We start from the raw sequence: 12,222 nt of genomic DNA, 5'->3' as shown, positions 1-12,222 counted from the left end.
ATGGTCACCATCAAAGAAGTTTCCTCAAAGGCTGATTTCAAAGCATTCGTCAAATTTCCCTTTTCAATCTATAAGGATTCGCCCTATTGGGTACCCCCTATTATCAAAGAAGAACTGGAAACCTTCGATCGAAAGAGGAACCCAGCATTCGAAACCGCTGAAGCGGGGTTTTTCTTGGCCTATAAAAACGGTGTCGTTGTCGGCAGGGTGGCCGCGATAGTCAATTGGGCCGAAGTAAAGGATCAAGGATTAAAGAAAATGCGCTTCGGTTGGTTCGACTTCATCGACGATCTCGAAGTATCCAAAGCCCTGCTAGAACAGGTCGCCGAAGTCGGAAAGCGCCATCAATTGGAGTATATGGAAGGGCCGGTAGGCTTTTCCAATCTAGATAAGGTCGGGGTGATGACCGAGGGTTTCGACCATCTGGGAACTATGATCACCTGGTACAACCATCCGTATTATATCAAGCATTACGAATCTTTCGGAATGGTAAAGGAAAAAGGCTATTTGGAGAACAAGTTCCTTTTTTCCAATGCCAAAAAAGAGAGTTTCGAAAAGGCGAATTTCTTGATCAAGAAACGCTACGGTCTTCGCGAGCTCAATTTCACCAACAGCAAGGACATCATGCCTTGGGTCGATCGAATGTTCGATCTTTTCAATGAGAGTTATGCCAAACTTTCGTCTTTCGTCAAGATCAATGAGACGCAAAAGGCCTATTTCAAAAAGAAGTATATCGGCTTCATCAATCCGGAATATATCAAATTCGTAATCGACAGCAACGACAAATTGGTCGCTTTTGCCATAGTCATGCCCTCATTCGCGAAAGCACTCCAGAAGGCGAAAGGGAGGTTGTTCCCATTCGGCTTTTATCACTTGCTACAAGCGCGAAAACATAGTAAGGACGTTACCTTTTATTTGATCGGCATCCACCCGGAGTATCAGAACAAAGGGGTTACCGCCATAATTTTCAATGAATACCACAATACCTTTACGGCCAAAGGGATAGTGAATTGCATACGCACACCGGAATTGGAAGAGAATACGGCGATTTTCCAAATGTGGAAACACTTCAAACCCTGGACCCATAAAAAGCGCCGCACCTACCGCAAAAACTTGGTTTAACATGTCATTCTATCAACGATTCACCGAAATCGGATCAAAATTCATCGGAAAGGCCACCTTGTTCAAACACGGTTTCAATTGGTCGCCCATGTACCGCCGAAGTACGGCCAAAATTCGCGCTGTTTCCAAAGATCTCAAGCAAATCGACATCAAGCTTCCCATTTCTTATAAGAACCGGAACTATGTGAATTCAATTTTCGGTGGAAGCATGTTTTCAGCCGTAGACCCCATACCCATGGTACAACTGATGAATTTATTGGGAAAAGACTATGTCGTTTGGGACAAATCGGCCCAGATTTTCTTCAAACGTCCTGCAAAGACCGACTTGTATGCCCGATTTACGGTTACCGAAGAAGAACTTGATGTGATCAAGCAACGGGTCGCGAAGGAAAAGGAAATCGATATTGTCAAGATCACCCGGCTTCAAGACCGATCGTTCGAAACGGTATTTTGCGAAGTGCACAAAACGATTTATATCGCCGATAAAGCGTTTTTCAAAGCAAAACGAAAGAAAAAGCGGGAGAACGCCAATAAGGCAACGCAATAAGTGAGCTACACTAAGACGTTCCTTATTCGCCCATAGCAGCGGCAACCGCAGCCGATAGCCTTTTATAGGTTCCGTTTTGTAGACGATCGCGAATCGCCGAGAAAGCATCCAAGGTTTCCGCAACATCCTCCAAGGTATGTGTTGCCGTCGGAATCAATCGCAGTAAAATCAATCCTTTAGGAATCACCGGATACACGACAATCGAACAGAAGATACCGTAGTTTTCGCGTAGGTCTTTTACCAAGGCCATGGCTTCAGGGATACTACCGTTCAAATACACCGGGGTCACACAACTTTGTGTGGTTCCGATATCAAAGCCACGTTCCTTCAATCCATTCTGCAAGGCATCTACATTTTCCCAAAGCTTGGCTTTAAGTTGGGGCATGGTGCGCAACATGTCCAAACGCTTCAAAGCCCCTTTTACAAAGATCATGGGCAAGGATTTGGCGAACATCTGTGAACGCAGGTTGTATTTAAGATAATCGATGATTTCTTGATCTGCGGCAACGAAGGCTCCGATCCCGGCCATAGACTTGGCGAAAGTGGCCAAATAGACATCGATATCGTTTTGAACCCCTTGCTCCTCGCCTGCTCCAGCCCCAGTCTTCCCTAAGGTTCCGAAACCGTGGGCATCATCGACCAAAAGACGGAAATTATAACGCTCCTTCAAGGCGACGATTTCCTTCAACTTTCCTTGTTCGCCGCGCATCCCGAAGACCCCTTCCGAAATGACCAAGATACCGCCTCCGGTCTCTTGGGCCATTTTGGTGGCGCGCTCGAGGTTTTTCTCCAAGCTTTCGACATCATTGTGCTTGAACGTGAACCGTTTGCCCACATGCAAGCGTACCCCATCGATGATACAAGCATGGCAATCGACATCATACACGATGATATCGTCTTTGGACACCAAGGCATCGATGACCGACATGAACCCCTGATACCCGAAATTCAACAGGTAAGAGGCTTCCTTATTGACAAAAGCGGCCAATTCGTTCTCCAACTGCTCATGGTATTCGGTATGACCACTCATCATCCGGGCTCCCATAGGATAGGCCGAACCATGCTCCAATGCAGCTTCGGAATCGACTTTTTTGATTTCTGGAAGGTTTGCCAATCCTAAATAATCATTGATACTCCACGTAATGACTTCCTTTCCGCGAAACTTCATACGATTGGATATCGGTCCTTCCAACTTCGGAAATACGAAATAACCTTCAGCTTGGGATGCCCATTTGCCCAAAGGCCCTTTATTCTCAATAATCCGATCAAATAAATCTCTCATCTACCCTTAAATTGTTTGAACTGCAAAAATATGGAATTTTGCGAACCGTGCAATGCTACCTTACCCAACAAAAAACGATGCCCAACGGACATCGTTCTTAACCTATCTTAGCGCCAATGCTTATTTGACGTATTCGATCTTCTTGAGTTCAGCGGCATTGGATTCGTTGAAAAAACCTTGGTTTTCCATCCATTCGTTGCTATAGACTTTGCTCATGTACCGAGACCCATGATCTGGGAAGATCACCACGACCTCACTGTGCTTATCGAATTCCCCTTCGGTCTGGTATTGCATCACCGCCTGCATGGCCGCCCCACTGGTATACCCCACGAACATTCCTTCAGAATGTGCCAATTTACGGGCCATATGGGCACTCTCGGCATCGGTCACCTTAATATAGCGATCGATGGTATTGAAATCGGTGGCTTTAGGAATCAGGTTTTTACCCAAACCTTCAATACGGTAGGGGTAGATTTCCTCTTGATCGAACTCGCCGGTTTCGTGGTATTTCTTCAACACCGAACCATAGGCATCAACTCCCAATACCTTGATATCGGGGTTCTGCTCCTTCAAAAATCGGGCGGTCCCTGAAATGGTACCTCCGGTGCCGCTGCATGCCACTAAATGGGTAATGCGACCGTTGGTCTGTTTCCAAATTTCCGGCCCGGTGGTCCTGTAATGGGCCTCTATATTCAATTCATTGAAATACTGGTTGATATAAATCGAACCCGGTGTTTCGGAATGTAGTCTTTTGGCAACCTCGTAATACGATCGGGGGTCTTCGGCACTGACATGGGCCGGACAAACGTAAACTTCAGCCCCCATGGCCCGGAGCATATCGATCTTATCGGGTGAAGATTTTGAACTTACCGCCAAAATACAACGGTAGCCCTTCACCATACTGGCCATGGCCAAACTAAAACCCGTATTGCCCGAGGTGGTTTCAATGATGGTACTGTCGGCATTCAAAAGCCCCTTACGTTCGGCTTCTTCGATGATGTGTACGGCAATCCGATCCTTGGCCGAATGCCCTGGATTGAAGGCCTCCAATTTCGCATAGAAATTTCCGGAAAGCGTGGCAGCGATTTTGTTCAGTTTGACAAGCGGGGTGTTGCCAACGAGTTCCAAAATACTGTCATGCGCATTGACATTGTTTTCCATAGTTAAGTCAGGTCTTGGTATCAAAGGAATCCTCTGATTCACAGCTGCAAAAATAGCATTTTTAATTTTACTGCCCTTTTCCGGCCAAATCCAGTAAAAAGGCGTATTCCTTGGCGGTTTCCTTCAATGCTTCGAATCGTCCCGAGGCCCCTCCATGGCCTGCCTCCATATTGGTATCAAGATAGAGGGCATTGGTGTCGGTCTTGAACCGGCGTAGCTTGGCAACCCATTTGGCCGGCTCCCAATATTGGACTTGCGAGTCATGCAAACCTGTAGATACATACATATTCGGGTAGTCTTGCGCTTTCACATTGTCGTAGGGCGAATACGATTTCATGTATTCATAATAGGTTTTTTCGTTCGGATTGCCCCATTCATCATATTCTCCCGTCGTCAAGGGAATGCTATCGTCGAGCATGGTCGTGACCACATCAACGAAAGGCACCGCCGCAATGGCACCATGATATAATTCGGGGCGCATATTGACTACCGCGCCGATCAATAGTCCACCGGCAGATCCCCCCATGGCATACAAACGCTTCGCATCGGCAACCCCCTCCGCGACCAAGTATTCCGAACAGGCAATGAAATCGGTAAAGGTGTTCCTTTTCGTCAACAGCTTACCATCGTCATACCATGACCTACCAAGATACTCCCCTCCCCGCACATGGGCGATAGCGAAAGAAAAGCCGCGATCTAAAAGACTTAATCGAACGGAAGAAAAATAGGGGTCTATGGTCGATCCATACGAACCATAGGCATACAGTAGTAAAGGGCTGTTCCCATGGTGTTCCGTATCCTTATGATAGACGATGGATATGGGTACTTTTACCCCATCGTCGGCAGTAGCCCAAAGTCGCTTTGAACGGTAATTATCCTTGTCGAATTGGCCGCCAAGCACCTCTTGTTCCTTCAAGATTTCATGGGTTCTTGAATCCAGATCATATTCGATGATCGCGAATGGGGCGGTCATGGCGTTATAGTAATAGCGGAACTTGGTGGTGTCGAATTCCAAATTGGTCGTTGGCCCTGCCACGTAGGTCTCACTATCAAATGGCATATAATAATCCTGTGATCCGTCCCATCGGACTATCCGTAAGGTATTGAGTCCTTGATGACGTTCGGTCAAGACATAGTAATCTTTGAAAATATCGATATCCTCCAGCAATACGGTCTCCCGATGTGGAATGAACTCTTTCCAACCACGAGCAGCGGTATCCCCTTCTTCTACCTGCATCAACTTAAAATTCGTCGCCCCGTCTTTGTTGGTCAAGACGTAGAAATGGGTGCCATAATGGTAAATCGAATATTCCACGCCACGTTGTCGTGGTGCAAACACCTTAAAGTCACCATCCGGGGTGTCGGCGGGTAAAAATCGATATTCTGAAGTCAATGTACTCACCGAACCTATAACGATGTACTTTCTTGATTTACATCGATATACAAAGACGCTGTAGGCGGTGTCCGTTTCATGATATACCAATTCATCTTCGCTTTCAGGGGTTCCCAACCGATGCTTGTATACTTTATCGGCCCTCAAGGTAACCGGGTCTTTTTTAACATAAAATAGACTGCGATTGTCATCGGCCCAAGTGGAACTCCCGGTCGTATCGGTGATCTTGTCCTCGAAAATCGTTCCATTGTCCAAGTTCTTGATCTGTATGGTATACTGACGGCGCGACACGGTATCGACGCCAAAGGCCGCCATGCGATTATCAGGACTGATCGCAATGCCCGATAGGCGAAAGTAATCGTGCCCTTTGGCCAGGGTATTGCAATCGAACAAGATTTCTTCACTGGCCTCCAAGTGTCCGGGTTTTCGGGAATGGATCGGATACTCCTTACCCTGTTCGTAGCGTGTGATATAATAGAATCCATTCTTTAAATAGGGTACCGAACTGTCATCTTCCTTGATCCTGGATTTCATTTCATCAAAAAGATCTTGCTGAAAAGGCATGGTGTGCGCGGTTCTCGCCCGATAGTATGCATTTTCTTCGTTCAAGTAGTCGATGACCTCAGGATTCTCCCGTTCGTTCAACCAATAGTAATCGTCCATCCGGTCATCCCCATGGAATGACAGCCGCTCGGGTTTTCTATTGGCAATCGGTTCCTTATCGGCTTTGGTTTTCTTGTCCATATCGTATAAAACGATGGCAAAAATAGTCAGAAATCAATTAGTGGGGATTGTAGAATGCTATTCGGCCAATTCGTAATTTTGTTCCTTCAAAACTTCAAATCATGTTCGGAGATCTAATGGGAATGATGGGTAAACTCAAGGAAACCCAAAAAAAGGTGGAGGCCACCAAAGCGCGATTGCATACTATTTTGTTGGATGAAGTTGGGGCCGATGGCCTGGTCAAGGTGACCCTGACAGCAAGTCGGGAGGTGAAATCACTGACCATTGACCCTTCGCTCTTTGAGGATCCGGAAGCGCTTGAGGACCTTTTGGTGGTGACGCTCAACAAGGCGATTACCAAGGCAAGTGCGGTCAGTGAAGCCGAATTGGCGGCGGTGGCAAAAGAAGGGATGCCCAACATACCAGGCATGGATTCTTTATTCAAATAAGCCACCGGTTTTCAATACTGCGGTATTCTTCGTAGCTTTAATAAGCTATGAACACATTGGAAATTTTTCAGACCCAAGACAAAGCCTTTGGTTTTCGTATTAAATTGGACTCGGGGGCCGTGCTATTAAACGGTGCCCACTTCCCAACCCAAGAAGCGATACAGGCTACGGTAGCGGACATCCGCGCGAATATGAAGGAAAAAAACTTCTTCGAACGAAAAACGGATTACCAAGGCAAGTTCCAGTTTGCGTTAAAGAACAACACAGGTAAAGTTATCGGGTACAGTGCCACCTACGATTCGGAAGCGGGTATGGAAAACGGCATCAAAAACCTGACCCGGCATTTGACGCACACTTCTTAAGCCATTTCGCGTAAAGTATCCAGAACGATACCGTGCATGGCGTCGGTGTAATCCAAATGCGTGACGATACGCAGTTTGCCTTGGCCCATACCTATGATCGAAATCCCTTTTGTCGCCAATGATTCCAAAAAAACCTCGGTGGGCACTTTGGATTCATCCAACTCAAAGATGATAATGTTGGTTTCAATAGGTTCGACTTTTTTGATGCACTCCAAGCCTTGCAATACCACGCCCAATTCTTGTGCTTTGTTATGGTCATCGGCCAAACGTTCGATATGATGATCCAGGGCATAGATACCGGCTGCCGCAAGAAAGCCGGCTTGCCGCATACCGCCACCCAGTATTTTCCTGACCCGAATGGCTTCATGGATCAGCTGCGCACTTCCCACCAGAACGGAACCGACGGGGCAACCCAACCCTTTGCTCAAACAAACGCTTATCGAATCGAAAAGAAGCCCATACTGCTTAGGGGTTTCCTTCTTGGCTACCAAGGCGTTCCATAGGCGGGCCCCATCCAAATGATAGGCCAAACCATGCGTTTCGCAGACTGCCTTGATTTTTCGCAATTCCGCAAAATCCCAGCACGCCCCTCCACCTTTATTCGTGGTATTTTCGATACAAACAAGACTGGTCAGGGGACTGTGGTAAAAATCCGGGGGGTTGATGGCCGCTTCGACTTGGTCGGCCGTCATCATGCCGCGATGGCCATCGACCAGTTTGCACGAAACCCCACTATTGAAACTCGCCCCTCCCCCTTCATAGTTGTATACGTGGGCATACTTGTCACAAATCAACTGTTCACCCGGGTTGGTATGTAGTTTTATCGCCGTTTGATTGGTCATACTCCCGCTCGGAAAGAACAAGGCCGCTTCTTTGCCGAACATTTCGGCCACTTTGGCTTCCAGTGCATTGACCGTGGGATCATTCTTAAAGACGTCGTCACCGACCTGTGCGGTCATCATGGCTTCAAGCATACCCCGCCCTGGCCGGGTAACCGTATCACTGATCAAATTGATTTCCATGGGTCAATTTTCTGAACAGGCCATGCCAATGGGCGATCCATCGGGAATCTTCGGCGCCGTCATTTTCTTTTTGTAACCCCTTGGATTTCCTATAAAGCCTTCTACTTCTTTGCGCATCAGGATGGCGTTGGGGTCGGTGACCCTTGATCCCTCTCCCAAGTAGGTTTTTAGCCGCATCATTTCAAAAAGGATGGTCTCCGTCACTTGGGGCATGCTATTTTTATTGCTCGCCAAATACATCAATTCTTGCAAGACCTGCCAATTGATGGTTTTCTGTAATTCACCGAGGTATCCCTTTTGACGTTTTGCTTTTAGGGTACTGTCGAACACGGTCTCAATAACTTCCTTTAGGCTCAATTGGTCATCATCCAAGGCTTTTTGCTGAATCAAACGATTTGCTCGCTCGGGGTGGAACAACAACGACAAGCTGGTCTCGCTGGCGGTCTCAACCGCCCCGAATGGATCGAAAGCGACCCCGGTCTTCCCTTTGAACGATTCGCGGGTCCTGTTATACCCGATACTCCTGGGTGGGAAAAGCGCTAGTTTCTCTTGCGGTATGGCCAAGGTTTTCGGTGAAATCGTTTTCAACAAGGCCTTTAAGGCGTTTTCCTGCGTAGCCCGGTTCACGACTTTTACGGTAAGCTGACCATCGCCTTTTACCGTATAATTATAATCCAGCCCCCCGACGATCTTGGCGACGGCCTCGGTCTGGTAGCGGTGCAGGAAGTACAAAGGAACGAACACATCTTCCAGTACCGAGTTCGGTTCCCCTTTTCTAATATTGTCAATAGAGAAATTCGCGATGGCTTTTTCCCTGATTTTAAGGATATCGTCCAACTCTTGACTGGCACTTGTCCCATTGTCCCAAAGGTGGGCAAGCGCATGGGCTCCACCTAGGGGTCGGGCATCTTGATCTGAAAGGTAACGCAGGCCTTTCGACTGGGCTTCGGATAGAATGGCATTTAGCGCTTGGGTCTCATCGGTACCTTTAGGGAAATCCGAATACGAATAGGCCACCGTAACCTTGTCCCACTCACCGATCCCGGTATCATAAGCCTTCGAAAAGTCGATTATCCCACCGTTCATGGTGAACTGTGGGTGGGGATAATCCATGACGGAGGCCCTATTGTTGGTACTGGCCGCAAAATTGTGGGCAAAACCGAGCGTATGGCCGATTTCATGAGCCGACAATTGTCGGATCCTGGCCAAAGCCAATTCAAGCATGGGCTGGTAATTATCATCCCGTTCGGCGAAGGGTTTGTCCATCAAAGCTTGGGCGATCAAGAAATCTTGTCGGATACGCAAACTGCCAAGGCTTACATGGCCTTTGATGATCTCACCGGTTCGCGGATCGGTGACACTGCTGCCATAGCTCCATCCGCGCGTCGAACGATGTACCCATTGGATGACATTATAACGTACATCCAATGGGTCGGCATCATCGGGCAATATCTTCACTTGGTAGGCGTCTTTGAAACCAATGGCCTCAAAAGCTTGGTTCCACCATTTACCCCCTTCCAATAGTGCGGAACGGACGGGTTCGGGCGTACCGTTGTCCAAATAATAGATGATCGGTTCAACAGCCTCACTGACCGCTGCCTCCGGATTTTTCTTTTCGAGACGATGCCTTCTAACGAACCGCTTCAATATCGGTTCTTGAACCGGTGTTGCATAATCATAATAGGTAAAAGGGTACGAGCCACATCGTGGATCGAACTGTCTTTTTTGATAGCCGTCATCCGGTAATTCTACTAAGGAATGGTGTTGGGCTACCGTTACCAAGTTCGGGTTCGGGGTCACCGATCGGATGTATCCCCCTTTGGCATCCCCTTTAAAAGTCAAGGTCAAATCGAACTCTACGTTCTTAGGAAAGGCTTTGGTACGCTCGAAGGCCAAGGCACTCTTCGATTTGTCCAAACTATACGACCCTTGGTCGGCCCGCCTTAATCGCGCGGAAACCCCATGGGCATCACGCATTAAAAAGTCGGTGAAATCGATCAAGTAACTGCCCTTTGATTCTTCGGCGATCTTAAATCCGTGTAAGACCGACTTCGCAAAGGCCTGTTCGACCGATTGCCGTTCCAAAGCATTGTCTGTCAGCGCACGGAAACGCATATTGGGCTGCACTAATAGTAATTTGGTCCCCGCCTTTTTAAAGAAAACCACTTGTTCATTACCCAACTGACCACGATCCAGGCCGATATCGTTGCTACCGATCCCACTGCTTAATGAATACACATATAAAAACTCCTTTTCGAGCTCATCGACCTGTAAATAAATCTTATCACTCGCATCGTCATAGTAAAAATTGAAATAGCCATCGAACTTTTGGAAATCTTTGGTCATCTCAAAATTTTGGGCGGATGTCGTCCCCCCTAAAAACAGCAAAAACAGGCTTATCACAGCGGTTGGTCTCATAGAAAATGAATTGATTTTAAAAATATATAAATTTGGTTGTCCAACCATAGTGAAAGTTTATTTTTGCCTGAAATCTAAACGGAATGGTAACTACAGATCAGCAGAAAGATCTTATCGAGCGCCTTGGTGCGTTAAGGAGGTATCTTTGACATTGATGCCAAACTCATCGAAATAGAGAACGAGGAAGAAAAAACACTCGCTCCAGGGTTCTGGGACAACCCCCAAGAAGCCCAAAAACAAATGCAGACGATCAAATCGAAGAAGAAATGGGTTGAGGAGTTCAACGCAGCTACTACCCATGCCAATGATTTGGAGGTGTTACTCGAATTCCATGAAGCCGGTGAAGTGACCGATGAGGAGGTTACGGAAAAGCACTCCCAAGCGCTTGAAAGTATTGAAAACCTTGAATTCAGGAACATGCTTTCAGAAGAAGGTGATGAATTGACCGCGGTATTACAGATTACGGCAGGTGCCGGGGGTACCGAAAGTTGTGATTGGGCTTCAATGCTCATGCGGATGTACATGATGTGGAGTGAAAAGAACGGCTACAAGGTCAAGGAACTCAACTATCAAGAAGGTGATGTAGCCGGGATCAAAACGGTGACCCTTGAAATTGAGGGTGAATATGCCTTTGGTTGGTTGAAGGGTGAGAACGGTGTGCACCGCCTTGTACGCATTTCCCCCTTCGATAGTAACGCCAAGCGGCATACCTCCTTTGCCTCGGTCTATGTATATCCTTTGGTCGACGATAGTATTGAAATCGAGGTAAACCCTTCCGATATCGAAATCACCACGGCCCGTTCAAGCGGAGCCGGAGGTCAAAATGTCAACAAGGTGGAGACCAAGGTGCAGTTGGTCCATAAACCCACAGGAATACAGATTTCCTGTTCCGATTCCCGCTCACAACATGACAACAGGGCGACGGCCATGCGCATGCTCAAATCGCAGCTGTACGAAATCGAATTGCGAAAGCGGCAAGAAGCCCGACAAGAAATCGAAGCCTCCAAAATGAAGATCGAATGGGGCTCTCAGATCCGGAACTATGTCATGCATCCGTATAAATTGGTGAAAGACGTACGAACCACCCATGAAACCGGCAACGTAGATGCGGTGATGGATGGGGATATCAGTGCCTTTTTGAAGGCTTATTTAATGATGATGGGGCAAAGAGAAAGCTGAATTCGTTAAGGGAATCCTAATTCCCGAATCAGCAGAATCCATTTAACAAACATTTAACCCGGTAGGACTAAACCCTACCCTACTTTTGAAATCCAATCGAAAATGAAAACATCAACACTACTTACCTCAATCGTGGCCATGCTTATGGTAACGGCTCCGATGATGGCACAATTCGGCACCCGAAACCAGTTGAACAACCGTCGCGGCGGTAGTGTCGTTCCCCAGGTACAGACCCCTCCAAAAGAACCGGAACCCAAAACGGCCGATCAGCTCGTCGATGAGCAAATGCCTAAAATCATCGAAAACCTAGAACTGGATCCTTTCGAAGAGGCCGTTATGCGCTCTACACTGGTCAAATACGTACAAAAGAGAATGGAGTTGCAGATCCTAAAACTGGAACCCCAGAAAATGAAGGAAGAGTTCGATAAACTGAGCGAACAACAAAACGAAGAATTGAAAGCCGGATTGCCGGAAGAAAAATACCTGGCCTATCTCGATCTGCAGAAAAACCGTTTTCAGGCCAAGAAGCGAAAGAAACGCAAAAAGAAGAAAAACAAAGAATAA

General features: G+C 47.2%; 11 protein-coding genes. 6 read left to right on the top strand and 5 right to left on the bottom strand.

The genetic code is table 11. The annotated features are described in order from the left end of the window. Positions 1-1,122 carry a GTP cyclohydrolase gene (locus tag ABV409_RS07690; protein WP_353876997.1) on the top strand — a complete coding sequence of 374 codons (1,122 nt, stop codon included), beginning with the start codon at positions 1-3 and terminating at the stop codon, positions 1,120-1,122. A gap of 1 nt (position 1,123) precedes the next feature. Further along, positions 1,124-1,669: a DUF4442 domain-containing protein gene (locus ABV409_RS07685; RefSeq protein WP_353876996.1), complete on the top strand. Its 546-nt coding sequence runs from the start codon at positions 1,124-1,126 to the stop codon at positions 1,667-1,669. Between the two features lie 22 nt (positions 1,670-1,691). Here the strand turns inward: ABV409_RS07685 and capB are convergent, their stop codons facing one another. The 3 genes from capB to ABV409_RS07670 all read right to left on the bottom strand — a co-directional run bounded on the left by capB (position 1,692) and on the right by ABV409_RS07670 (position 6,249). Further along, on the bottom strand, positions 1,692-2,951 hold the full coding sequence (gene capB, locus ABV409_RS07680; protein WP_353876995.1) for a cysteate-C-fatty acyltransferase: 1,260 nt from the start codon (positions 2,949-2,951) through the stop codon (positions 1,692-1,694). Positions 2,952-3,071: 120 nt separating this feature from the next. Continuing rightward, positions 3,072-4,112: a cysteate synthase gene (capA, locus tag ABV409_RS07675; protein ID WP_353876994.1), complete on the bottom strand. Its 1,041-nt coding sequence runs from the start codon at positions 4,110-4,112 to the stop codon at positions 3,072-3,074. A 67-nt stretch (positions 4,113-4,179) separates the two neighbouring features. Beyond that, on the bottom strand, positions 4,180-6,249 hold the full coding sequence (locus ABV409_RS07670) for a S9 family peptidase (RefSeq protein ID WP_353876993.1): 2,070 nt from the start codon (positions 6,247-6,249) through the stop codon (positions 4,180-4,182). Positions 6,250-6,350: 101 nt separating this feature from the next. On the opposite strand from ABV409_RS07670, the gene ABV409_RS07665 reads away from it, so the two are divergent. Both ABV409_RS07665 and ABV409_RS07660 read left to right on the top strand, forming a co-directional pair. Beyond that, positions 6,351-6,677, top strand: coding sequence for a YbaB/EbfC family nucleoid-associated protein (locus ABV409_RS07665; protein ID WP_353876992.1), 327 nt, complete (start codon positions 6,351-6,353; stop codon positions 6,675-6,677). Positions 6,678-6,724: 47 nt separating this feature from the next. Beyond that, positions 6,725-7,039, top strand: coding sequence for a YegP family protein (locus ABV409_RS07660; protein WP_353876991.1), 315 nt, complete (start codon positions 6,725-6,727; stop codon positions 7,037-7,039). On the opposite strand, the gene ABV409_RS07655 is transcribed toward ABV409_RS07660, so the two are convergent. Beyond that, complete coding sequence (locus ABV409_RS07655; protein ID WP_353876990.1) at positions 7,036-8,061, bottom strand: threonine aldolase family protein; 1,026 nt, start codon at positions 8,059-8,061, stop codon at positions 7,036-7,038. The two genes, ABV409_RS07660 and ABV409_RS07655, sit on opposite strands and share 4 nt — an antisense overlap. 3 nt (positions 8,062-8,064) lie before the next feature. Continuing rightward, the gene (locus ABV409_RS07650; protein ID WP_353876989.1) at positions 8,065-10,479 is read right to left on the bottom strand and encodes a zinc-dependent metalloprotease; all 2,415 of its coding nucleotides are present in this window, start codon (positions 10,477-10,479) and stop codon (positions 8,065-8,067) included. 83 nt (positions 10,480-10,562) lie between these two features. Between ABV409_RS07650 and prfB the strand changes: the two genes are divergently transcribed. Both prfB and ABV409_RS07640 read left to right on the top strand, forming a co-directional pair. Beyond that, positions 10,563-11,658, top strand: a protein-coding gene (prfB, locus tag ABV409_RS07645) for a peptide chain release factor 2 (protein WP_353876988.1) whose coding sequence is annotated in 2 segments (ribosomal slippage) — positions 10,563-10,625 and positions 10,627-11,658 — 1,095 coding nt in all. Because the reading frame shifts where the segments join, the coding sequence is not laid out codon by codon here. A 102-nt stretch (positions 11,659-11,760) separates the two neighbouring features. Next, a complete protein-coding gene (locus ABV409_RS07640; protein WP_353876987.1) occupies positions 11,761-12,222 on the top strand; it encodes a hypothetical protein in 462 nt (153 codons plus the stop codon).

The sequence above is a fragment of the Flagellimonas algarum genome, assembly GCF_040513375.1.
Classification (GTDB): Bacteria; Bacteroidota; Bacteroidia; order Flavobacteriales; family Flavobacteriaceae; genus Flagellimonas_B; species Flagellimonas_B algarum.
Note: the sequence above shows the minus strand (reverse complement) of the source record. Positions and strands in the feature narration are given on the sequence as shown.